The following is a 24,777-nucleotide window of genomic DNA, read 5'->3' as shown; positions in this document are numbered from 1 at the left end:
GCTTGACGCACCCTACAAAAGATCTCGTCTCAATCTTCGGTAGTTCAGGATAGAGTCCGATGGAGTCGGGCATCACGCGAGGGGGCCGGATCGCTATAATCGACGGGTCGTCGCCGGGGCCATCGATCCGCGGGGAGCTCGTCGTTCATGGAATATTCGACCTGGTCGCGGCGGGTGACCGAGCTCGCCGGCGCGGTCGCCCGGTTGGAGGCGGAGGCCACCCCGCTGGGGATCGCGTCGCCCGCGGCGACGGCCTGGCACGCGAACCTCTTCCAGAAGTTGCGGCCCCAGCTCACGGAGGCGCCCTACCTGGTGGTGGCGGTGGCGGGGGGGACGAACATCGGCAAGAGCACGGTGTTCAACCACCTCGCCGGGTTCCCCGCCAGCCGCGTCCATCCCGACGCCACCCAGACCAAGCATCCGGTCTGCCTGGTGCCGCAGGGCTTCGCCGCGACGCATGACCTCGCGAAGGTCTTCCCCTCGTTCGAGCTGGCGGCGTGGTCGTCCGAGGACGACGCCATCGCCGACGGGCCGGCCGACCGGCTGATCTATCGCGAGGACCCGAGCGGCCGGCAGCCGGCGAACCTGGTGATCCTCGACACGCCGGACGTCGACGGGGCGATGCCGGTGAACTGGGATCGCGCCCGGCTCATTGCCCATGCGTCGGACGTGCTCATCGCCGTGCTCACGCAGCAGAAGTTCAACGACGCCGCCGTCCGCCGCTTCTTCCGCGAGGCCGCCGAGGCCGACAAGACGATCCTCGCCGTCTTCAACATGGTCGAATGGCCCGAGGACCGCGAGCACTGCGAGCGGTGGCTCCAGACCTTCTGCAAGGGGACCGGCGCCCATCCGGCGTACGTCTACGCCGTCCCCCGCGACCGGGTCGCGGTCCGCGAGAACCGGCTGGCGTTCCACGGCCTGACGCCGGGCTCGACCGACCCGCGGGACGACCTCGCCGAGCTGAGGTTCGCGGAGATCAAGATCCGGTCCCTCCGCGGGGCGCTCCGCCAGATGCTCGAGGCCCGCGAAGGGCTCCCCGCCTATCTCCAGACGATCCACGCCCGCGCGGAGGAGAACCGCGAGGCCCGCCAGATCATCCACGACACCGTCCGCGTGAAGCTCGACGCCCCGGTCCTCCCCGGCCACATCGTCACCGGCGAGATCTGGCGATGGCTCGAGCCCCGCCGGACGACCTTCGACCGGGCCGTGCACAAGTTCTACGGCAAGATCGGCGGCGCCGTGATGAAGCTGATCCCGGGCCGCCGCGACCCGGCCCGTGAGGAGGCCGATTACGTCAGGGCCGAGGAGGCGCTGCTGACGAAGGCCCTGGAGGAGATCTACGCCAAGCTCGACCTGGTCCAGCGAGCCGCCAAGCCGGTGCTCCGCGACGAGCTGACGCCGGTCCTCTCCGGCGAGGGGCGGCGCCGGGCCTTCGACGAGCTGCGGACGAGATTGGCCGCCACGCCGCTCCTGACCGACGCCTACCGCGCGGCGATCGCCGGGGACCTCGAGCGATTCGAGGCCGAGCACCCGAGGATGATGCGGGCGATCGAGTGGGGGCTGATCGCCACGGCGGTGATCCGGCCGGCCATCTCGATCGGGATGTTCGGCGGGGCGGAGATGCTCACGCACGCCGCCTTCCACGTCGGCTCGCACAGCGTGGTCCAGGTCGCCATCGACGTCGCCGCCGGGGCCGCCGGGGCCGCGGGGGGCGAGGGCGCGATCGCGGGGCTCTCCGCGCCCGCCCGCAAGCTGATCGCCGACCTCTTCGCCCAGTTCTACAAGGAGCGGGCCACGGTCCTGGCCCGCGTCATCCACGACTGCGTCCTGGGCCGCCATCTCGAGCGGATCGACGGCCTCGCCGAGCTCGCCGAGGGGGACGACTACCGCGACGCCTTCCGGATCGCCGCCGATCTTTCCCGGGAGCTCGCGGCGATCGACGGCGAGAATGCCGCCCCGGCAACCGAGTCGAAGGCCACTTCCCCGTCGCTTCGCAATCTTACGCTCCCGTGCTAGGATAGTGGAATGGAAACGCAGACCCTTGCCGCCCGGTTCCTGGACCGGATCCTCGACCCGCTCGCGTCCGCCCTGAACAGGGAGGCGGCCCAGAGCTTGCTCGATACCAGCCCCGACTCCGAGGTTCAGGCCAGAGTCGCGATCCTGGCAGGGCGAGCCAACGAAGGGCTCCTCACGAGCGAGGAACGCGACGAATACCTGAGCTACATCGAGGCGGCCGACATGCTTGCCATCCTCAAGCTCAAGGCCCGACAACGTCTTGATGCGGACGACTGATGGACGTGGCGACCCGGACGACCATCTGGGAACGTGCGGGAGGACGTTGCGAGTATTGCCGAATCTCGCAGGAACACGTCGAGATCAGCCATCACATCGAGCACATCGTCGCGAGGAAGCACGGTGGAATCGACGACCCGTCGAACCTCTGCGTGGCGTGCGCGCGATGCAACCTGTTCAAGGGCTCGGATCTCGTTGGGATCGATCCGGACACGGGCAGGATCGAACTTCTATTCGACCCGAGAAACCAATCCTGGGCCGAGCACTTCGAGCTCCGAGGGCCGCTGATCCTGGGTCGGACGGCAACCGGCCGAACGACCGTTCGTGTGCTCTCGATGAACGCGGGGCAGCGTCTCCAGTTTCGAGCGGCGCTCATCGCCCGCGGGCTCTACCCATGAAGAGCAGCATTGCCGCGCGGTGGTCGATGAGTCCTCGATGTCGCGCTCTGAACTTCCTGTGAGACGACGCTCCGATCCGAAGAAAGGCAATCCCTTGGCCGATCACAGCCGCCCGACCGCCCCCGACTGGGAGAAGGAGCACCTGCTCGCCGGCTTCGACCGGCTGTACGCGCGGCTCGTCGCCTGGGCCAGGAACGCGCCGGCGTGGCCGCCGTTCGAGGAGGCGAGCGGGCTGGTGAGGCGGCTGGAACCCCGGCTGAAGGCCCCGGAGATCGACCTCGACCGGGCGCTCGTGGTCGGGTTCCTGGGCGGGTCGGGCACCGGCAAGAGCACGCTCTTCAACGCGCTGCTCGGCCGGCCGGTCAGCCGGGCCGGGAAGGAATACCGGCCGATGACCCGGCGCGCGGTGGTCGCCTGCCATCCGTCGGTGGATCCGCGCTTCCTCGGGTTGGACGACGACGACATGGAAGTCCACAAGATCAACGTCCCGATGCTCCAGCAGATGATCCTGGTGGACTGCCCCGACCCCGACACCCAGGACCCGGAGGACGGGGCGGGGGGGGTGAAGCACCTGGACATCCTCCGCACGGTGCTGCCGCACTGCGACGTCCTGGTGCACACGGTGACCTCGCAGAAGTACAAGTCGCACGTCGTCGGCCGGGAGCTGCTCAAGAACGCACCCGGGCGGCAGATCCTCTACGTCCAGACGCATTCGAAGCTCGACGAGGACAACCGCCGCGACCTGCGGACCTACCTGGACGGCCTGGGCCTGGACGTCCCGGAGGTCTTCCGGCTCGACGCGGCCGATGCGCTGCGGAACCAGGAGCTGGGCGAGCCCGTGGACGCGGAGTTCGCCCGCTTCCGCGACCTGCTGGAGCACGAGCTCGCCAGCCGGGCCCGGCACCGGATCCGGCGGGCGAACCTGCTGGGGCTTTACGACTGGCTGCTGGCGACGATCCGCCCCCCCATCGACGCCGGCCTCGACGCGGTCGGCCGGCTCGAGCGCTCGATGGACGCCGACCGCGCCGCCCTGCTGGCGAAGGTCCGCGCGCGGATGACCGAGCGGATCGACGCCAACCGGCGGCTCTGGCGGTCCCGGGTGCTCCGCGCCCTGACGCAGGCCTGGGGCGCCGGGCCGCTCGCCGGGCTGCTCGGCCTCTGGTCGGCGGGGGGGAGCCTGGTCCGATCGCTGATCCTGCTGCGGGCACGGACCCCCACCCAGGCGATGCTCGCCGGGGGGCTCGCGCTCTCGCAGCTCGCCGGCGAGAAATGGCGGGAGCGGCAGGCCGCGGGCGCCTGGGCTGCGGAGGCGGACCTCGGCCTCACCGAGGCGGACGTCGCCCGCGCCCGCAGCGTCCTCCGCGGCCATCTCGCCGACGCCGGCATCAATTCGCCCGCGCCGGCATCGACCACGGCGACGCCGCGTGACCTCTCCGCGGAGCAGCTCGCCGACGTGGCGGTGGCGGCGTACCAGAAGCTCGATACGGAGGCCGGCGCGATCATCGAACGCCGGGTCGCCACCCGGGCGAGCCGCCCGGTGCACGTCCTCTTCGAGGCTGCCTTCTGCCTCCTGCCCGCCTACCTGGCCTTCCACATGGGTCGAAATTTCTTCTATGAGCATTTGTGGAACCGTGCCCCATTGCTCGGCCTGGACTTCCTCCTCCAGGCCGCGCTCTGGTGCCTGATCTGGGGCGTGCTGCTCGGCTTCCTGCTGCTCCACCTCCTCAACCGGGGGATCGTCCGCGAGCTGAAGGGGGCCGTGATCCGGCTCTCCCCGGCGGACCTGTTCGAATCGCTCTACGCCGACAGCGCGGCCGCCTGCCTGTCGATCCGCGGCCATGCGGCGACGCTCGATTCGATCGCCCGCGAGCTCGGCCAGCTCAAGGGGGCCGTCGGCGGGGGGGGCGTGCTCGACCTGGGCCTCGGCGGCCTGAGGACCAACGGCAGGCCCGCCACGACGGGGGCGGAAGCCCAGGCCTCGATCGACCCGATTCCTCCGATGATCGAGCCCGTGGTGCCCGCGTCCACGGCTCGCGATCGAGGCCCCGTGAAACGCGAGGTCGCGACATGACGGCGATCGGGAGACTCCCGGAGATCGATGATGGTTGACGGTATGCCCGACGGCGTCCGTGTCGCAATCCTGCTGACCGCGCTCGTGGCCGGTGCGACAGGGACGGTAACGGCGGCGCCTGCAGCGGACGTCTCGCCGATGACGGAGACGCTCCGCAAGGAGGGCATCCACTGGCCGGGGGAGGACGGCAAGCGGCTGGAGGTCTCGCTGGGCGTCTACCTGATCGACTTCGCACGGATCAACCTGCGCGAGGAGTCGTTCGACATGGCCGGCTATCTCGACGTGAGCTGGACGGATCCGGGGCTTGCCCTCAAGGAAGGAGAACGACACGGGAAGCCGAGGCGATACCGCCCGGGCCAGGTCTGGACCCCCGCGCTGGAGTTCGTCAATGCCGTCGAGCAGGTGCTGGCCGAACGCGAGGGCGACATCTACGTGGACGACCAGGGGCACGCCACTCAGCGAGTGAGGTTCAGCCACAAATTCCAGTCGCAGTTCGACCTCAGGAAGTTCCCCTTCGACCGTCAGACCCTCACCGTGGTGGTCGCCCCGTTCGACCCGTTCGCCAGGGACCTCGACCTCCGGGTGGACGAGGAGCGTGTGGGCAAGCTATCCGACGCGTCGGTGACGGACTGGGAGGTCGGCCAGGTGGGCGCCCGCATCGAGAGGCGCCCCGGGGAGATCCGCGGCGACGAGCGGCTCCTCTTCGAGGTGAAGATCACGCGTCGATCCACCTTCTACGTCTGGCGAGTGCTCCTGCCGATGACCCTCCTGGTCATGACCACCTGGCTGGTCTTCTGGTTCGATGTCACCATCCTCCAGCCGCAGGTCAGCACCGGCCTGGCGATCCTCCTCTCGCTGGTCACCTTCACGTACGCCGTGGATTTCTCCCTGCCCAAGGTCGCCTATCTCACCTTCATCGACCGCTATACCCTGAGCGCGTTCTCCTTCGTCCTGGCGGTGATCTTCGCCGTGTCGACCCTCCACGTGATCTTCAAGAAGAAGGGGCCGGATGCGGCCCTCCGAATCCAGCATCGAGCTCGCTGGGCCTTCCCGCTCGCGTTCCTCTCGGTGATCGGAACGGTCGCGATCCTCTCGCTCTGGTGAGCGAGCCGCCCCTTGCCCGGGGCCCTCGGGGGCGATACGTTGAGCGCTGGCTGCCCAGCCCGCCGACGATCCCTGCTTCAGCGATCCACGCACACGATCGGGTCAGCTACCCACCGCATCATCCCCCCGAAGGAGCCACCCATGCGACGGTTCGCCTCCCCCGTCAGCACACGCATCGGCCTCGCGGCACTCCTTTGCACGACCTCCGCCCTGGTGACCACGCCGGCCCGGGGCGAGGTCACGCCGGTCACGCTCGCGAGCTGGCCCATCGTGATCCCCCCCGGGGCCGCGCCCGCGGAGAGGCATGCGGCCGAGGAGCTCCGCGAGTTCCTCCCGAAGGTCGCCGGGGCGAAGGGCCCGGCGGAGATCCTCGCGACCGATAGCCCGCCCGCGCGGGCGATCCTGATCGGGAAGGCGGCCGCGCTGAAGACGGACGACCTCGGCGACGAGGGGTTCCGAATCAAGGTCGGCGACGGCCGCGTGGAGATCGCCGGCGGCGCGCCGCGGGGGACGCTCTACGGCGTCTATGCGTTCCTGGAGGACGACCTGGGCGTCCGATTCCTCTGGAACGATGCCACCTCGGTCCCGACCGATCGCGCCGCCCGACCGATTGCATCCGGCGAGCGGACGTTCCAGCCGCGGTTCGCCTGGCGGTACTCGTATTTCGGCGTCAATCACGCCCAGCCGGCGTTCGCGGCGAGGCTCCGGAACAACGCCGTGACCTCCGCGCCGGAGCTCGGCGGGAGCTCGGCGTGGACGTTGATCTCGCACAGCGTCCCGGAGTGGGTCCCCGTGGCGAGGCTCGGGAAGGAGCACCCCGAGTTCTTCAGCCTGGTCAACGGCAAGCGCCGGGCGTTCATGCAGGAGGACAACGCCGAGGACGGCGGCACCCAGCCGTGCTTCACCCATCCCGAGGTCCGGCGGCGGATCATCGAGGGCGTGCTCGCGAAGATCGACCGCGAGAAGAAGACGTCCGGGAATGTCTCCATCTCCCAGAACGACAACACGGAATACTGCCGTTGCGACGCCTGCCGGGCCATCGACGAACGTGAAGACTCGCACATGGGCTCGCTGCTCACCCTGGTGAACGAGGCGGCCGACGCGGTGGCGAAGAAGAACCCGGGCGTCTTCGTGGGGACGCTCGCCTACCAGTTCTCGCGGAAGCCGCCGAAGGGCCTGAAGCCCCGGCCGAACGTCGCGATCCAGCTCTGCAGCATCGAGGCCTGCCAGCTCCATCCCCTGGACGACCCGAACTGCCCGCTGAACGTGGCCTTCTGCCGGGACCTGGAGGGCTGGTGCAAGATCACGTCCAATGTTTACGTGTGGAACTACAACACGAATTTCTCCTCGTATAATTCGCCCTGCCCGAACCTGGACGTGATCGGCCCGAACGTGAGGTTCCTGGCCGCGCACGGGGTGAAAGGCGTGTTCATGCAGGCCCCCGGCAATGCGCAGAACACCGAACTCTGCGAGGTCCGCAACGACCTGATCTCGCGGATGCTCTGGGATCCCGCCGGGGACGATCGCAAGATCAAGGACGCCTTCATCGACGCCTACTACGGCAAGGCGGCCGAGAAGGTGAAGGAGTACATCGCCCTGATCCAGAACACGGCGAGGGAGTCCGGAGTCCATCAGCACTGCTTCGGGCCGGCGGCCAGCTACGGCATCGACGCCAGGGCCGCACGGCGCGGGCTCGCGATCCTTCAGGAAGCGATGGGAGCCGACGACGACCCCGTGATCCGCGGCCGGGTGGAGAAGATGACCATCTCGCCGCGGACCGTGATCCTGAACGACCTGGCCCGCTGGGTCCAGCACCACGGGGGCTCGCCGTCACACGCTCCGGCCGAGCTCATCGACCGTCACAAGGATGACGTGCGGGAATTGCTGCGGCTCTATGACAGGTACGGCGTGGACCGCTTCTCGGAGGGGATCTCCGCGGATCAACTCCTTCACGCGATACGCTGATCTGAGACGAAGAGAAGAGTAACTACCACGGATGACACGGATATCACGGATGAAGACAGGGGATGGGATGAACGGGGAGGGAAGGGAACGGAGGATAAGGATGGAAGGAGCAGTCAGGTCAGGCCGAATCAGGTCAGGTAGTCTGACCCAGGCTCCAACCTGACCGACTTTTCCCGCTTCCATCCGTGTTATCCGTGTCATCCGTGGTCGTTACCCTGCATTGTCCTCCCCTCCTCGATCCGTGATTCCCTCCCTGGTCCTGGCTTTTCTGTCATCCGCGATGTCCGCGTCATCCGTGGTTCAGCGGACGTACCCAGATGTTGCGGAAGCGGACGGGATTGCCGTGGTCCTGGAGGAGGATCGGGCCGGCCGGGCCGTGCTTGCGGTACTTGGGCAGGGCGCGGAAGGCCATCGGGCCGAGCAGCTCGGCGTGGTTCTGGACGGCGACGCCGTTGTGCAGGATCGTCGCGTGGGCGGGGGTCTCGACGGTGCCGTCGTCCTTGAACCGCGGGGCGGTGAAGAGGATGTCATAGGTCTGCCACTCGCCGGGCTTCCGCGAGGCGTTCACCAGCGGCGGATGCTGGCCGTAGATGGCGGCGGCGTGGCCGTCGGCGTAGGTCTTGTTGTCGTAGCAGTCCAGGACCTGGATCTCGTACCGGCCGAAGAACATGACGCCGCTGTTGCCGCGTCCCTGGTCGGCGCCCTTCGGCGGGACGGGCGAGGCGAACTCGAGGTGGAGCTGGCAGTCGCCGAACTCGTCGCGGCTGAGGATGGCCCCGGCGCCGGGGTGGATGACGAGGGCCCCGTCCCGGATGTCCCACTTCGCCTCACCGCCGCGGTCGGATTTCCAGTGGGAGAGGTCCTTGCCGTCGAAGAGGACGACCGCGTCCGACGGGGCGGAGCCGGGCGCGTCCTGGGTGCTCGCCGTCCCGGGCGTGATCACCGGCGGCAGCGGCCGGTCGCTGTCGTGGACGTGCCACTTCCCGCCCGGGAGCATGGGCGTGTCCTTGTAGCCGTACTTCGGCTTCTCCTGGGCCCAAACACCGGAGGCCACCAGGCCGACCATCACCGTCGCACACGCCAGGGGTCCGCGCCGAGACATAGTCCAACGCCCTCGCTACTGAACCGGGAGTACAAGGACAGACCTTCGCCGAAGTCGCCCGATTCCAGGGCGGCTCCGGCCCAGGCCCTCATTCTAGCGCGGGTTGAGGGCGGATGGCAGGGGCCCGAGGCGTCTGTCAGTTGGAGTCGGGGACCTGATGGGCGTTGCGGAGGCCGTCGAAGGGGGTATCAACGGGGAGGACCAGGCTGAAGTCGTGGACCAGGAAACGGTGCTCGCCGACGAAGAAGTTGCGGTTGCTGTCCACGTCCAGGTTGAAGACGGGCACGACGGCGTCGGGCTCGACGGATCGGACCACCGCGGAGGAGCCTACACGGCGGAGGCGGTCGCCGGGCTTCAGGTCCCGAGCCATCACCCAGCCCTCGCCGACCTTCCAGAAGCGGTGGATCCCCGTCGCGAGGAATGTCTCGTCGCCGACGGCGACCCGGAGTGTGGGCATGGGGGGGCTGTGGTGAATGTCGGTCACGGGGCGAAACGTCATGGAGCCGGCGGCCGTATCCTGCGAGAGGACCAGGTCGCCCACGCGGATCGACTCGATCGACCGTGGCCCGTCGATCGTGTGGACGATCGTCCCGGCCGCGAAGCAGTCGTGGGCGCTCACGGGGGTGAATTGGAACTGGTTGTTCACATGCTGGGTGATCTGGCTCGTCCGGGTCACGCCGGCCTGGAGCGTCAGGGTGACGTCGGGGACGGCGACGACCTCGGAGTAGGTCGGCTTGATGGTCGGCTCGGACGACGAGACGTATCCCTGCTGGTCGGCACTCCATCGCCGCCAGCCGTCGGGATCGGCCCCGAGATCCCGGCCCGTGATCGACGCCAGGACCGGCAGCACGCGCGCATTGATTTGACCGATCTGATCGTTCAGGCCGTCGATCATCCGGATGTCATCCTCGATCGATCGATGGACGGCCACGGTCCGCCGAACGAACTCTTCCTGCGCGGCCTGCAACGCGAACTCGTTCTGGGCCGTGATGGCCTGACCGGTTTCCGCAGCCCTGGCCCGGGAGCCTTCATCGACAGCCCTGGCCGTGGCCTGGGCACGCTGAAGGTTCTGCGCGTTGTGTCCCATCGTCATACCGGGAGGTCTCCCTCCCCACGACGGCCGACGCGGATCCGGCTGCGCGAAGCCGTCGTCCACGACCTTCGTGTCCGTCAGCTCGACCCAGAAGCTATTCTGGGTCACGTTGAGCACGGGGAAGCGGTAGGACTTCTGGACGTCGAATGCCTCGCCGTCGACCAGGAGCTGGGCGCTCGTCCCCGGGCCGGTGGCGGGGATCACCTCGTACTTGAACGGCCGTCGCACCAGGCCGATGAGCCCGTCGGTGATGCTTCGTGTGTCGCGGCGGACGAGCGTGGCCGACGCGTTCGACCGGACCGCGGCCGAGTCGCTGAAGACGGCGAGCTGGGCCAGGCCGGCGACGGCCATCTGCCCGTCGAGCTGGCCCAGCGCCTGGACGGCATCAAGCTGGAGCCGCTCATTGCCCGTGGCCAGGATCGTCATGATCGACGGCGTGGCACGACGGTCGGTGATCGCCGCGAGCTGTCGCTCCGCGGCCTCCCTCGCGGCCGGGTTGGCGGCAAGCAGCCCCTCGCGAATCTTCACCATTCGCGGCTGCCAGTCCGCGTTGGCCTTCTTCTGCGCGTCGGCCTCGGCCTTCCGAGCAGCCTCCTCATCGGGATGGACCCAGTGGCGGCCCTGCCGCTTGTAGCCCAGGCGGCGCCAGGCCAGCTCCCTGGAGGGATCGAGCCGGACCGCGAGCCGGTAGTGGGCCTGCGCCTGCTCCGTCAGGTGATTCTGCTCGCACCACTCGGCCAGCTTGACCTGCGAGTCGGCCCGCATGAGCGTCTTCGCGCGCCTCTCCAGGTACTCACGGACTCGCGCGGCCCTCGCGTCGTCCGCCCGCACCTTCGCCTCGACCGTCTCGGATCGCTGCCAGCGGCCCTGGTATTCCACCAGCCCCATCAGGCCCCGCGCCAGCGCATTGCCCGGGTCCAGCGCGATCGCCCGCGCCAGGTGCGTCAGCCGCTCGGCGTCCAGCCCCTTCGCCTCGGCCTGGAGCGCCTGCTTCACCTGCGATTCTGATTCCGCCTTCTTCGGGTGGACGGCCGGCTGGCCATCGGGCCCCGATGCGACCAGACAGGTGCAAAGGATCCATGCGGAGATCATGATGCCGACCCTCCCCTTCGATCAGCCCCACGGAAAGCGTGATCGCCCCGGAGCATCCTCGTTCAGTCTACTATGGGGGGAAGAACAAGGAGAGTGCCATCGGTCTCGAGATTTGCGACGGATTTCACCCCCATGCACCCACTATGCGGATCGCCCCCGATCATGGAGGGCATTGGGGCGGATCGCGAGGCGGCGGGCCTGTCGGCTCATCGCGGCGGTCGAGCACGGAACCTCGATGTTGCGGAGCGACGACCAGGCACCGCGGCGATTCCCGGGCATCCCCGCGGTGCCGGTGCCCTGATCGATCCGGGCACCGGCGAGGAGGCGGGCTTCATCTCGCCGTTTCGACCTGATGTCCGTTGCTCGGGAGCCCGTCGAACGGCATCTCGACCGGTCGGACGAAGCTGTTGTCGTGGACGAGCGCCCCACGCTGGCCCACGAAGAAGTCCGAATTCCCCTCGATCTCGAGGTTGTACACCGGCTGGATGGTATCGGGCTCGACCGATTCAACCACGGCGCTGGCCCCGACCATCCGCACGCGGTCGCCGGGCTTCAGCTCGCGGGCCATGGTCCAGCCATGGCCGGCCTTCCAGAATCGGTGGATGCCGGTGGCCGTGATCGTCTCGCCGCCGATCCGGAGCCGGAGCGTCGGTGCGGGGTCGTTGTGATGGACGGCCGCGACCGGGCGGAACGAGATGCTGCCCGTCACCGTGTCCTGCGACAGCACCATGTCGCCGACGGCGATCGTCTCGATGGGCCGCGGCCCGTCGATCGTCCGCACGGGCGTGCCGCCGGCGAAGCACGAATGCCTCGCGGCGATCGTCGTGAGGGCTGTCGTGAAGACGGGCACCTGCGTTGCGACCGCGACGTCGGCGGGGCTCACGACGTCCGTATACGTCGGCTTGGGGGGCGTCGAGCTCGGAGAGGCGTAGCCGAGCTCGTTGGTCCACCATCGCGCCCAGGCGTCGGTATCGGTGCCGAGATCCTGCCCGGAGAGCGTCCGGAGCAGGGGCAGGGCGCGGGCGTCGGCCTCCTCGATCGCCCCGTTGATCGCTTCGATCGTCCGGACATCCCTCTCCATGCCCTCCTCGACGGCGGCGTTCCTGCGTGCGGTCTCCTCCAGGGCCTGCCGCCGGTAGACTTCGTTCCAGTAGAGGACCATCGCGGCCTGGGACATCGTGATCTGGTTCCTGATCTCGGCCTGCGCGACCGCCTCGCGAATGCGACCCTCGGACTCCTTGCGATCCGCCGCGGAGGCGTTGGCCGGCAGGTTGTTCACGACGTTCGGGACCTCCAGGGTGGCCGCGAAAGGCTGCGCGGGCGCCTCGATGAAGGTGGGGAATCGATAGGTCCTCTCGAAGTTGTACTCCTGGCCGTCGACGACGAGCCGGGCGGCGGTGCCGGGCCCGTTGCCCGGGGCGAGCTTGTACCTGAAGGGACGGCGGACCACCGCGATCAGCCGGCCGATCACCTCGCGAGGGTCGCGCTCCATGATCGTCCGGGAGGCGGCGTCCCGGACCGGAACGTGCGGGCTGAAGACCGCAAGGTCGGCCAGGACGGCCGACGCCGACGGCCCCTCGATCTGCCCCAGCGCCCGCACGGCCGCGAGCTGGGGCCGCTCGCCGGCCGGGATGAAGATCGCCAGGATCATCGGCACGGCCCGGTGGTCGTGGATCGACGCCAGGTCCGCCTCCGCCTTCTCTCGTCTCGACGGATCCTTGCCGAGCAGTCCGTCGCGGATCCGCTCCAGCCGCGGCTTCCACTCGCGGTCGGCCTTCTTCTGCGCCTCGGCCTCGGCCTTCTCCGCGGCCAGGTCCTCCGGCCGCACCCAGCGGCCCCCCTGCTTCCGGTAGCCGAGCCTCTTCCACGCCAGCTCCCGGGACGGGTCCAGCCGCAACGCCGCGCGGTAGTGGGCCTTCGCTTGCTCTTTCAGGCCGTTGTGCTCACACCACTCTGCCAGCCGCACCTGCGCGTCGGCCTTCGCCGGCGTCCTCGCTCGCTTCTCCAGGTATTCGCGGAGACGCCCGGCCCGCGCCGGATCCTCCTGGGCCTTCGCCTCCGCCGCCTCGGAGCGCTGCCACCGCCCCTGGTATTCCACCAGCCCCATCAGGCCGCGTGCCAGCGCATTGCCAGGGTCCAGCGCGATCGCCCGCGCCAGGTGCGTCAGCCGCTCGGCGTCCAGCCCCTTCGCCTCGGCCTGGAGCGCCTGCATTACCTGCGATTCGGATTCAGCCTTCTTCGGGTGGACGGCCGGCTGGCCATGGCCATCGGGCCCCGATGCGACGAGACAGGTACAAAGGATCCATGCGGAGACCATGACCCCGACCCTCCCCTCCGGTGAGCCCCGAGCGAGGAGCGATCGCCTCGGATCGTCCTCTTGCTGTTTATCATAGAAGGGAAGAACACCGGACAAGTTCGTCGGTATCGAGATGCGGGACGGATTTCGCACCCATGCACCTGCAAGTCGGCTCGTCTTCAGGACCGGTGCGGGTCAGGGGCCGGTGTCCGGAGGGATTCGATCAGGGAGGTGTACGACGAGGTCAGCTCGCGGCGGCTGAGCAGGCCGATGAGCTCCGTGTGGTCGTCCCGGGAGACGACGGGGATCTCGTCCACGTTGAGCTCGGTCATCCGCCGCAGGGCGGTGTGCAGGGTGTCGTCCGGGGTGACGGAGAGGACCGGCCGCGTGGCCAGGTCGTCGGCCAGGACGAGCGGGCCCCAGTCGGCACCCAGGAAGGCCAGGCGGAGGTCCCGGAGCGTGAAGATTCCCCGCAGCCGGCCCTGGGCGTCCAGGACGGGGAAGAAGGATTCGCTCGATCGCGCGACCCGCTGGATCAGCTCCGGGAAGGGCATCGACGCGGCGATCGTCTCCAGGCCCTTGACACGTATGTTCGAGTCGCGGACGAGGATGCGGTCCAGGACGTCCACGACGAAGTCCCCCTGATGCGCCGGGCTGTCGATCGGGCTGGCGACCTGCTCCTCGTAGATCGTCCATCGTCGAGAGATCGCCATGTTCAGCCCGCAGGCGAGCATCAGCGGCACCAGCAGGCTGTACGAGCCGGTCATCTCGCTGACCATGACGATGGAGGTCAGCGGCGTCTTGGAGACGCCCGCGAAGAAGCCGCCCATGCCCACGAGCACGAACGCGGCCGGGTTGATGTGCGCGATGGGCAGGAGCCGGGCCATGAGCTGGCCGTAGAATCCGCCGATCATCCCGCCGATGAGCATCGACGGCCCGAAGACGCCGCCGCTGCCGCCGGAGCTGATCGTGAAGCCGGTGGCGACGATCTTGAGGAAGCAGAGCGTCAGCAGCAGGGTCATGTCCATGTGGGGCGTGAAGATGGCCTCGCCGGGCATCGCCAGCTTCGGAGGCATGCCGATGGCCCCCCACTGCACCCAGCCGTAGCCGCCGGTCATGATCTGGGGGAACGCCAGCGCGATCAGCCCAAGCAGGAGGCCGCCGACCGCCGGCTTGAGATGCCGGGGGATCGGCATCGGCTTGAAGAAGTAGTCCCTCAACCCGTAGAAGACCCTCACGTAGAGCCATCCGAAGGCGGCGCAGACGATCGTCAGGCCGGCGTAGAGCGGCAGGTCGCGGAGCCCCTGGAAGCTGAGCGTGGGGAGGCTGAAGATCGGCTCCGGCGTGATGAACAGGGCGAACGTCGAGTAGGCGATGATCGAGCTCGCCAGGCAAGGCAGCAGCGCCGTGGATTCGAACGCGGTGGACGAATAGAGCACCTCGCCGGCGAAGAGGGCACCGCCCAGGGGTGCCCGGAAGATGGCCCCGACGCCGGCGGCGGCGCCGGCGAGCATGAGCGTCCTCCTCTCGTCGACGTGCAGGCGGAGCACGCGTGCCAGGTAGGATCCGAAGCCGGCCCCGATCTGCGCGATCGGCCCCTCCTGGCCGGCGGATCCCCCCGTGCCGATGGTGATGATCGAGGCGATCGACTTGATGAACGGCACCCGGGCCCGGATGAGGCCTCCGCCGCGGTGGAAGGATCGAACCATGGCGTCGGTCCCGTGTCCCTCCGCCTCGGGCGCCCAGGTGAACACGAGGACGCCGGAGATCAGGCCGCCGATCGCCGGGCAGAGGAGCACCAGCCACCATGGCCACGGATACGTCACGGCATGCGCCGTCCCTTCAAGGGTCGGCGGCATGTTGTAGTGCAGCAGGCCGGCCAGGACGTACCGATACATCGCCTGGAGGCAGACGAGGAAGGCCACCGCCCCCAGGCCGCCGATCACGCCGACGGCCGGGCTGCAGAGGGCCACCCGGCCCACGCCGGGGGTCGCCCAGAGCCCGGCCACCCTCTCGAACCCCTTCCGGATTGGACCGTGCCACCACGCCGATCGCTTCCCGTCGGCCACCCTTCCCGATCCCGCCATCAATCGAGACTCCGAGTTTCCCTGCCGCCGGCCGCGCGAGGCTCGTCCCCGCGCGGCCGGCGTGGAACGTCAGTTGTTCGCCGGCGGCCGCATGGCCCCGAAGAGGGGGACCAGCCCCTTCTCGAAGACCGGGCCCACCGCGGCGGGGACGACCGCGCGGAACTCGACCCCGTGCGGGGCCGCCGGGGTCGTCGCGAATCCGAAGACGGCCGGCTCCGAGGGGAGCTCGCCGGGCTTCAATTCGGGGCGGCTCAGCGCGGCGGCCAGCGAGTTGGCGATCAGCGAGGTGAACCCCTGGGCGCTCATCAGGAAGGCGATATTCGCCTTCTCGGGCAGCCCCGCGCGGACCTGCTTGAAGGACGCCGACTCGCCGATCCCGAGCTTGCCGTCGAGGTACGAGCCGATCAGGGCCCTGGCCTCGTCCCAGGTCGCGGCCGTGGCCTGGAAGACGAGCGTGCCGTCGGTCCCGATCCAGGAGTTCGTCTCGCCGCCGGGGAACATCGACCTGAGCATCTCGGCCGCGGGCCTGTTGCTGGCCGCCTGCTCGACGAACCGGTCGATGTCGAGCTTCGTGACGACGTGGGTGAGGGGGATGCCGCGGAAGGGCTCCGCCACCGGCTCGGACGTGATGTCCTTGATCAGGCCCTTCGCGCCCCCCGCCTTGAACGACCGCTGGACGGCCTTCGAGGCCTCGATGTAGCCCGCGGGGTCGCCGACGCGGGTCACGTTGAGCACGCCCATGCCGCCGGCCATCTTGACGGAGCCCAGGGCCTCCACCCGGCCGAAGGTGGCGAGCTTCGCCAGGGCCTCGGCCTGCTCCGGCGTGGGCTTCTCGCCGGAGTTCATCATCCGCAGGTTGGAGTTCATCAACCGGTCGAGCGTCGAGGAGTCGATATTCATGTAGAGGAAGTAGGCGGCGTCCGCCGGCAGCTTCGCCAGGCCGTCGGCCGGACCGGCCGACAGCTTCGCGAAGCCCTCCGCGGACTTCGAGTCCGGCTTCGCCGTGATCACCCCGCCGAGCGTGAGCCCCTCGGCCGCGGCGTCCACGTTGAGCACCAACGCGTCGGCGTCCTTGAGCGCGTCGAACAGCGCGTTGTAGATGTCCTTGGCCGCTTCCATGCTGCCGGCGTTCCCGGCCTGCTGCCCGGCCTGGTCGAGCGCCGCCATCAGCCCCTGGCGGACACCGTCGATCCGCTCCCAGTACCGCTTCACCAGCGCGTTCGCATTCACGTAGAGGCCGACGTCGCCCTTGAGAAGCTGGGCGGCCTGGGCGGGGGTAAGGACCGAATCCAGGGCTTTCTCGGCCGGCTTCGCGATGGCCGCGATCAGGGACTTGTCGGTCCCGAAGGCCACGCAGCCGGGCCCCTTGGCGGAATAGAGCTTGCCGGTCCCCGTGTGCTCGAAGGACGAGACGCCACCGCCCTCCTCCTTCAGCTCGGGGGCCTTGCCGCCGTTGATCGAGGCCAGGACGTTCGCCTGCTCCCCTTCGAGGACGAGGATGGCGAGGCTCCACGACGCGGCCTCGGCGCCCTCCAGCCGGAGGAGGCCGACCCACGGGGTGGTGACCGCCCCGTCGCCGAACTGATGGCGGAGCGAGCCCAGCCCCTGCGACAGGGCCGGCTCCGCCCGTTCCGCCAGCGCGGGGCTGAACGCCTTGAGCATGGCGGAGACGTCGGCATGGGCCGCGTCCACGCCGCGGATCCGCACCGCGGCGTCCACGTCCGCGGGGATCGCCTTCAACCAGGCCGGCGGCGCCGGGGCCTCCGCGGGCGCGGGCGCCTGCCCGAGCGCGGCGGCCAGCATCCAGAGAGATAGAGAGGAGAGCATCGGTCAGGATCTCCAGGGTCTCGGGGCGGCTCGTCGGCGGCCGCACGCGGCGCCCGGGACGTCGGGTGCACCTTCGCATGCGGGGGCGGCCATCGCCCCGTTCTGAGGGCATTCGTCGGGCCGGCCACTTCCTTGCGAGCCGGCCCTGAATCTCCGCGGCCTCCCGACCGCCGCGGCCCGCTCCCCCCCCCGCCCCCGACGTCGCCGATCGCGTCGTCAGAAGATCAGCTCGACGATCGACAGGTCGTCGGCGAAGTCGTCGGTCCCCATGAGCACGCGGTCGTGCGCGATCAGGCGGTCCATCTTCGATTCCGCGACCCCCTCGTGGGGGCCCTGGCCCATGTAGGCGAGGAACTCGCCGAACGGCCACATCGTCTTGTCGGCCTTCTCGATCTCATAGGCGCCGTCGCTGAACAGGTAGACCGTCGCGAACTTGTCCAGGGTGGTGGTGCCGGACTCGTACTCCAGGTCGGTCATGGCGCCGATCATCGGGCCCTTGGAGTCGAGGACCTCGAGCTTCGCCTCGGCGGCCGACGGCCCGCCCAGCAGCAGGGCCGGCGGGTGGCCGCCGCCCGAGTAGTCGACGCGCCGCGTGGGCTTGTGGAAGACGCCGTACCAGATCGTGAAGTAGAGGCCGTTCTGCTGATCCATCTGGAAGGCGTTGTTGAGCGCGAAGAGGACCTGGCTGGGCTTGCGGAAGTCGGTGTTCGGCAGCGCCTGGGAGCGGAGCGAGTTGATGGCCGAGACCGACAGCAAGGCCGCGCCGACGCCGTGGCCGCTGACGTCCAGGAGGTAGAAGGCGAAGTGGTCGTCGTCCAGCCAGTGGTAGCCGAACGAGTCGCCGCCGAGCTCCGCGGAGGGGACGAACCGCCAGTCGGTCCGGATCTCCCCCTTCTTGAGCTTGTCGGGCAGGAGCGACAGGACGTAGCGTTCCGCCTGCTTCACCTCATTGGCCAGCCGCTTCTGGCTCTCCTGGAGGGCCTGGTAGGCCTCGTTCCGCTGGAGCTGGGCGATGTAGCCCTTGGAGTGATACCGAATCCGGGCGAGCAGCTCGAGGCGGTCCGGGAGCTTGACGACGTAGTCGTTGGCCCCCAGGGCGAAGGCCTCCGCCTTGACCGCCGGCTCCTCCTTGGTGGAGAGGACGATCATGGGGGTGTCCTTGGTCGCCTCGTTGGCCCGGAAGTTCTTGACCAGGGACAGGCCGTCGATGTCCGGCATGACCAGGTCCTGGAGGATCACGGTGGGCTTGATCCGGCCGGCCTCGTCGAGGGCCTTGGTGGCGTCGCGGCAGTAATGGAAATCGACGTCGGGCTCGCCGGCCAGCATCCGCCGCACGGCCTCGCCAATCATCGGCTGGTCGTCGATCAGGAGGACAGTCACCTTGTGCTGGGTCAGTTGCGGCTCGTTGCTCATGGCTGCGTCCCGTCGAGGGTGGGTCGATGCGTCGCTTCATTGTTTCAGCGCGGGACGGGTCGCGCCTGCGCCCGACCGGCGAACTGGACGTGGAAGAGGTTGGCGATGACCGGGCCGATCCGGGGGAGGGGGAGGACGAATTCGGCCGCGTCGAGCTCGACGGCCGCGCGGGGCATCCCCCAGACGACGCTGGTCTCCTCGTCCTGGGCGATGGTCCGCCAGCCCAGCCGGCGGAGCTCCAGCAGGCCCTCCGCGCCGTCGCGGCCCATGCCGGTCAGGAGGGCGGCGATGCCGGGCCGCGGCCAGAATTTCGCCACGCTCCGGAAGAAGACGTCCACCGACGGGCGGTAGTTGAGCTGGCGGGGCTCGATCGAGTAATAGAGCCGCCGATCGGCCTGCATGACGAGGTGGTCCCCGGTGGCCGAGAGGTAGACCTTCCCCGGCGCGACGAGGTCCCCATCCGCGGCCAGCTCCACCTTCCGCTTGGCGAAATCGCCCAGCCACTGGGCCAGCCCCGGCGCGAAGGCGGCGTCCACGTGCTGGATGATCACGACGGACGCGTCCGGCCCCGCCGGCAACAGCGGCAGGATCTCTGCCAGGGCGAACGGGCCGCCGGTGGACGAGCCGAGGACGATCAGCGGGTGATCGGCCGGCGCCGCGATCGGCCGGACGGGCATCGCCGGGATCAGGGCGGCGTCGGCCCGCGCGGGGGCCTTGCCGACCAGCCGGCCGACGACGTCGATCTTGCGGAGCAGGGCCGCCGCCTCCGCGATCTGGCCGGACGGCCCGATCACGGGCGTGTCCACCGCGTCGAGCGCGCCGTAGCCCATGGCCTGGTAGACCTTCTGGATGTGCCCGCTGACCGTGGCCGTGACCACGAGGATGGCGCAGGGCGATTGCGCCATGATCAGCCGGGTGGCCTCCACGCCGTCCATCCGCGGCATGAACAGGTCCATCAGGACGACGTCCGGCACGTCGGCCTTCGCCTTGGCCACGGCCTCCTCGCCGTCCTTCGCGACCCAGGCGACCTCCTGCCCCGGCACCGAGGTCACCACCCGCCGCAGGACCTCGCAGGCCATCACCGAATCGTTGACGATGCCGACTCTCATGAATTGCCTCGGCCCGCGGATGGGAAGACGTCCCGGCTACCTTACCACGAACGGGGAGGACGATGCTCGCACCGAGGGGACGTTATTGCCAGCCCTCTGCCAAGCTCCGGCCGCGATGAACTTTCCCCACGCCCACATTTTGGCGATTGAAGACCCGATGCGAACGGGATAGAACGGGGATGGTCAGGCAGACGACGAGTCCGATTCTCGCCCCCCGCGGTCCCAACCTCGGAGAGGAATCACCATGACCGATGCGAACGGCCCGGATCAGGCTCCGACCACGGGATCAAAGGCCGAGCGACGGGGGGGAAGCGGCCTCCGCGGCCTCGTCCGGCGGATCGTGCTCCCGTGGCTCCTGCTCTCTGCACCGCTGGTGTACCTGGCGTATCGATTCATCGAGCCGACCTACTGGGCCCAGAGCCTGGTCATGCTGGAGTTCGGCGGGGCCAACCCGTTCGGGCCGGGGGGCGACGCCGCCGAGATCGCCCCAGGGCCGCCGGAGTCTCTCCGCACCCAGTTGGTCTCGGTCCTCAGCGATCCCGTGCTCGACGCCGCCTTCATCGTCGATCCGGGGATCGCCAAGTTCTCGCTCTTCAAGGAGGCCCGCGATCCGATCGGCGAGCTCCGCCGGAGGCTGGACGTCGGATTCGTCCCCAACACCCAGTTCCTCCGGATCGGGCTCGAATCCGCATCGCCCGAGGAGGCGGCCCAGGTCGTCAACGCGGTGGCCAGCGCCTACAAGATCACGACCCAGCCGGACCCGTCCCAGGTCATCCCGTCGGGGATCACCATCCTGCAACGGAATACCGCCAAGGCCGAGGTCGAGGCTCTGGAAGAATTCCGGCGAAATGAGATCGAGCCGAAGCTCAAGCAGAAGCAGAACGAAATTCTAAAGCTGACCGAAAGGCGGCACGTCGGTCTCCACGGGCCGGCATCCAGCATTGGGGGGGATCTGAAGAATGCCCCCGAATCACAGCTCGATGGGGATCTCGAATCGCTCCACCGGCAGGCGAACGACGAGCTGACGAAGGTCCAACTCCAGCTCATCGCCCTGGAGTCGAAGCTCGAGGCCAGGCAGGAAGGAAAGCCCCGAGTTCAAGCGGAGGAGAACAAGCCGGTCTCGCCGGCGAGCGACGAGCGGGAGCGGCGGCGGGCCGCGGAGCTCCAGGACCTCAAGGAGGAGATCCGGGCGGCGACCCTCACGAGGGATAAGCTGAAGGCGCTCCTCGCGCGATCCGAGGTCAACCCGGCGGAGTCGGGAGCGGACGCCGTGCGGGCGGACCTCTTGCGGCAGGAACTCGCCGACTTCCAGTCCGCGGCGCAGCAGATCGAGCGCCGGATCCTGCAACTGAAATTCGCCCAGGACAGGACCTTTATCAAGATCCCCCGCATCGACCTGGCCCAGGTCCCGAAGGCCCCGCTCCGCGACCGTCGGCCGCTCTTCATGACGCTGGCCCCGGTCGCGGTCCTGGCCGCGCTGCTGGCCCTGTCGATGACCCTGCGGCTCGTCTCCCCCCGCGGCTGGAAGCCGGATCCCGATGCCGGCCCGGCGTGACCTCAAGGCCCGATGGCCGTGCGGCTGCCTATAGACCTCTCGCCGAGAACCCGATCCGCGCGATGGCACCCGGGGGCAGGACCGTCTCAACCCGGCCGTCGCGCTTCACGTTCAGGGCCGCTTCGGCCTCGATCAGCTCCGATTCTCCGTCCGCGAAGGAGCGCGGCGTCAACTGCTTGAGCACGGCGTCGAACTCAGGCGAGAAGCCGGCCAGGGTCAGGGAGACGGGGATACTCCGGTCGCAATTCCTGTTCAGCAGCGTGACGTGGACCGCCTTGCCGTCCGGGGCCGCCGAGGCACAGAGGTCGATGTCGGGATCGGCCGCCTGGACGGACGTGCCGAGCACGCGGGCGCGTTGATGGACGCGGTAGAGGGCGAAGACCTTGCCCGCGAGGTCCAGCTTCGCCTCCAGGGGCGTGACGGTGATGGCCCCCTCGTTGATCGGCTGGAAGTAGTAAGCCTGAGAGATCCCCCGGGCCTTCGCATCCCGGCAGAGCCCGTTCAGGGTGCTCGCGGCGTGGAGCGCCGTGGGGATTGTGGCGTGCCGGCCCCAGAAGACGTTCCATTCGTCCAGGGTCACCGGCTTGCCGATGTTCGTCGCCAGCACGCGGCAGGACTCGGCGACCTTGTCGCTCGCCCTGGCCATCCCGCGGAAGTCGTTGGGCTTCTTCTCGTCCCCGACGTAGGCGTGGTAGGAACCGGATGCCAGGAATGCCCCGGCCCGCTCCATCAGGCCGTGGTTCCATTGGTCCTTGCCGTCCTTCGTGAAGTCGGTGCAGCCGACGAGGATCAACGACGGGTCCGCCTTCTTCATGGCCTCCGCGAAGAGGCCGGCGCGCGGCACCGAGATCTCCGCCCGGTTCATGCCGTTGCGGCCGAAGAAGGCGAGCTCGTTGCCGACGAACCAGGTCTTCACGCGGTAAGGATCCGCATGTCCTCGAGCAGCTCGGAGTTTCCCCCAGCGAGTCTCCGGGCCCCCGTTGCAGTATTCGATCCAGGCGACGGCCTCCATGGGCTCCCAGGGCTTGTTCCAGATCCGGACGGTCAGGGCGGGCTCGCAATCGAGCTCGCGGCAGAGGGCGATGAACTCGTCGATGCCCAGCTCCTGGGTGTCGTAGCCGTCGGAATCGGTGAGCAGGAATTCGAGGCTCCCCTCGTGGATCGGCGGGCGTTCATCCACGGGTAACAGGCCGTCTTGCCAGCGGTAGAAGTCGGAATAGCAGCCGCCCGGGAACCGCAGCGCGGTGCATCCGATTTCCCGGAGCAGCTCGATCACGTCCCGCCGCATGCCGTGAAAGGCATCCGAGGGCTGGATCGACGCGGCGCCGATCCAGAGGTAGTCCGCCGTCCGGCTGCCGATCTCGAGGCGCGCGTTGGGAACCGTCTCGGCCGCGGTGAACTCGCCCGACCACGTCTGCCACTTGCCGGGCTCCAGCGTCGTGGTTGCCTCGCCGATCGTCCGCGTCCCGGTCGGATCCGAGACCCGCATCCAGACTCGCCCGGGCGCGGCGATGGTCCAGAGCTGCCAGCGGAAGCGGTACTTACGGCCGCCGTGGAAGGCGAGGACACCCCCAACGTCCGAGCCGTAGTCGTCCGGCAGGATCGACCTGGTCCAGCTCTGCTTCGGGAAGAGGGGGAAATCGACCTGCTGCCGGGCCCCGCCATGACCGTCGCTCGAGACGCGGAGCGACGGCCGCCCCGCGTAGGGCATCGCCGGATCGATCGCCAGGGTCGTCCCCCCCGAGATCGGCTTCCAGCGCTTCGGCAGCGAGCCCTCCTTCGCCGCGAACTTGCGGTTGGACACCATCTCCGCGCTGAGTCCTCCGAAGACGCTCCGCCGGGTAACCTCCAGGTTGTGGCCGAAGAGCAGGGGGGAGATCTCCTCACCTTTCCGGTCGAAGTCGATCGACGCCGAGAACCGCCGCTCCGGCCCATCCGGCTTGCCCGCGCCCTGGGCCTCGGCCGCGGGCGGAGCTGGTGGCAGCACGAAGGCCACCTCGCCCCATCGCGCGCACCATTTCCGATATCGCGTCGCCACGTCCTCGCCCCGGCGGCCGTACCAGGCGTAGCCGCCCCGGCGCTCGCGTTCGATCTCGGCGAGGCTGTAGCGGATGACGCCGTCGCGGCCGCTGAAGATCGGGCGGTTGGTGCCGATCTCATAGAAGCGAGCCCATACGGGAGGGGCGGCCGGGTCGGCGACCACCACGGCGTCGCCATCGCGCTTGTCGACTCGGATGCCGGAGAGTCGCGACCGCGCGAACCAGCGGGCGCCGGCGTGGACGGCGCGGCGGACCTCGAGGGACGGATCGTCCAGGCTCATGAGCAGGGTCAGGATGGCCGCGCTCTCGCCGCCGCTCAGCGACGGATGCTCGTAGGCCCGCCCCTTCGCGGGCTTGAGCGTGACCTCGTCGTGCTGGGCGCACCAGACGGCCGGCTCGCCGTCGACGACGACCTGGCAGGCCAGGATGCACCGGATTCCCGCGTCAAAGGCCCTGGTAGCAGCCTGCCGGCGAGGGGCGTCGACGAAGCCGTAGGCGTCGTCGCGGGCCACCTCGCGAAGGAACTCCAGGAGACGGACCATCGCATCGTCATTGAATGTGATGTGGCGGGGATAGTCCGGGCCGGGGGGATCGTACTGGGGCCAGCCCCCGTTGGGATACTGCGCGGCCAGGATGTGGCCCAGGCCCTTGAGGAAGGCCTCGCGGTACAACGGCCGGCCGGTCACGCGATGGATGCGGGCCAGGAAGCGGAGCTCGCCGGTCGTCGCCCCGTTGTCGAAGTTCCCCCGGATCTCCGACCGATCGCCCGTGTGCGGCGCCTTCGAGGTGTCGACGTTCTTCGGCCAGGTCCCCCGATCCGATTGGTAGCTGAGGATGTTCTCCGCCATCCGGGCCGCTTCGGGGCCGGCGAACCAGGCGTCGGGATTGCCGGCGTAGTCTCCCCACCGGAACGAGTCGCCCCGGGCGGGAACGCCCAGCAGGGCGAGGATGAGGACGGTGGCGAGTCTTCGGGACGTCCAGACGCTCATGCTCCAGGCTCCGGCCGCGAGGATCGATCGGAACGGGTCGTGCTCGGGCGATCGAAAATCCATCGTAACCGATCCGATTCCCTCCGGGTGGTTCTCAGCGGGATGGATCCTTGTAACGCCACTTCGGCCTCGGGCCACCCGCGCGGATGCCCGGGCTGGGCATCCGCGGGAACATACCTGATCGAGCGAGGTGCCCGAATGCTCGCCGGCCATCCGCGTTGCAGGCCCCGGTATTCGCTCCCACCCGTCCTTATCCCGCGCGGGCCGCCCCGGGGCCACCCCCTCATGCGCCGTGCGAATACCCGATACGCGATGCCTCCGGCCACTCGTCGCGGGTTTTCGTTG

15 protein-coding genes are annotated in these 24,777 nt (G+C 69.0%); 7 read left to right on the top strand and 8 right to left on the bottom strand.

Going from position 1 to position 24,777, the window contains the following annotated elements; all coding sequences use genetic code 11:
* Positions 1–147 precede the first annotated feature (147 nt).
* The 6 genes from G6O54_RS13700 (at position 148) to G6O54_RS13675 (ending at position 7,830) form a co-directional block, all read left to right on the top strand.
* A complete protein-coding gene (locus G6O54_RS13700; RefSeq protein WP_165226177.1) occupies positions 148–2,016 on the top strand; it encodes a GTPase in 1,869 nt (622 codons plus the stop codon).
* 9 nt (positions 2,017–2,025) lie between these two features.
* Positions 2,026–2,292, top strand: a complete 267-nt coding sequence (locus tag G6O54_RS13695) for a hypothetical protein (RefSeq protein WP_165226175.1) — start codon at positions 2,026–2,028, stop codon at positions 2,290–2,292.
* A complete protein-coding gene (locus tag G6O54_RS13690; protein ID WP_165226173.1) occupies positions 2,292–2,690 on the top strand; it encodes an HNH endonuclease in 399 nt (132 codons plus the stop codon). The genes G6O54_RS13695 and G6O54_RS13690 overlap by 1 nt, the downstream gene beginning before the upstream one ends.
* Positions 2,691–2,784: 94 nt before the next feature.
* The gene (locus G6O54_RS13685) at positions 2,785–4,761 is read left to right on the top strand and encodes a GTPase family protein (protein WP_165226171.1); all 1,977 of its coding nucleotides are present in this window, start codon (positions 2,785–2,787) and stop codon (positions 4,759–4,761) included.
* 27 nt (positions 4,762–4,788) lie between these two features.
* Entirely contained in the window at positions 4,789–5,865 is a 1,077-nt protein-coding gene (locus G6O54_RS13680) for a ligand-gated ion channel (RefSeq protein WP_165226169.1), read from the top strand.
* Between the two features lie 141 nt (positions 5,866–6,006).
* On the top strand, positions 6,007–7,830 hold the full coding sequence (locus tag G6O54_RS13675) for a glycoside hydrolase family 20 protein (protein ID WP_165226166.1): 1,824 nt from the start codon (positions 6,007–6,009) through the stop codon (positions 7,828–7,830).
* Positions 7,831–8,119: 289 nt separating this feature from the next.
* On the opposite strand, the gene G6O54_RS13670 is transcribed toward G6O54_RS13675, so the two are convergent.
* The 7 genes from G6O54_RS13670 to cheB all read right to left on the bottom strand — a co-directional run bounded on the left by G6O54_RS13670 (position 8,120) and on the right by cheB (position 19,849).
* On the bottom strand, positions 8,120–8,932 hold the full coding sequence (locus G6O54_RS13670) for a 3-keto-disaccharide hydrolase (protein WP_165226164.1): 813 nt from the start codon (positions 8,930–8,932) through the stop codon (positions 8,120–8,122).
* Between the two features lie 136 nt (positions 8,933–9,068).
* The gene (locus G6O54_RS13665; protein ID WP_165226162.1) at positions 9,069–11,117 is read right to left on the bottom strand and encodes a polymorphic toxin-type HINT domain-containing protein; all 2,049 of its coding nucleotides are present in this window, start codon (positions 11,115–11,117) and stop codon (positions 9,069–9,071) included.
* A 331-nt stretch (positions 11,118–11,448) separates the two neighbouring features.
* Positions 11,449–13,434, bottom strand: coding sequence for a polymorphic toxin-type HINT domain-containing protein (locus G6O54_RS13660; RefSeq protein WP_165226160.1), 1,986 nt, complete (start codon positions 13,432–13,434; stop codon positions 11,449–11,451).
* A 158-nt stretch (positions 13,435–13,592) separates the two neighbouring features.
* A complete protein-coding gene (locus tag G6O54_RS13655; RefSeq protein ID WP_165226158.1) occupies positions 13,593–15,500 on the bottom strand; it encodes a chloride channel protein in 1,908 nt (635 codons plus the stop codon).
* A 69-nt stretch (positions 15,501–15,569) separates the two neighbouring features.
* A complete protein-coding gene (locus tag G6O54_RS13650; RefSeq protein ID WP_165226156.1) occupies positions 15,570–17,327 on the bottom strand; it encodes a hypothetical protein in 1,758 nt (585 codons plus the stop codon).
* Positions 17,328–17,543: 216 nt separating this feature from the next.
* Positions 17,544–18,740, bottom strand: coding sequence for a SpoIIE family protein phosphatase (locus G6O54_RS38640; protein ID WP_165226153.1), 1,197 nt, complete (start codon positions 18,738–18,740; stop codon positions 17,544–17,546).
* Between the two features lie 44 nt (positions 18,741–18,784).
* A complete protein-coding gene (gene cheB / locus G6O54_RS13640; RefSeq protein ID WP_165226151.1) occupies positions 18,785–19,849 on the bottom strand; it encodes a chemotaxis-specific protein-glutamate methyltransferase CheB in 1,065 nt (354 codons plus the stop codon).
* Between the two features lie 244 nt (positions 19,850–20,093).
* Here cheB and G6O54_RS13635 point away from each other — a divergent pair, with 244 nt between their 5' ends.
* A complete protein-coding gene (locus G6O54_RS13635) occupies positions 20,094–21,404 on the top strand; it encodes a GumC domain-containing protein (protein WP_165226149.1) in 1,311 nt (436 codons plus the stop codon).
* A 28-nt stretch (positions 21,405–21,432) separates the two neighbouring features.
* Here the strand turns inward: G6O54_RS13635 and pelA are convergent, their stop codons facing one another.
* Entirely contained in the window at positions 21,433–24,495 is a 3,063-nt protein-coding gene (pelA, locus tag G6O54_RS13630) for a pectate lyase (RefSeq protein ID WP_205678774.1), read from the bottom strand.
* Between the last annotated feature and the right edge of the window lie 282 nt (positions 24,496–24,777).

Origin of the sequence: Aquisphaera insulae, from assembly GCF_011064615.1 — a bacterium.
GTDB classification, from domain to species: Bacteria; Planctomycetota; Planctomycetia; order Isosphaerales; family Isosphaeraceae; genus Aquisphaera; species Aquisphaera insulae.
This window is presented reverse-complemented; position numbering and strand designations above follow the sequence as displayed.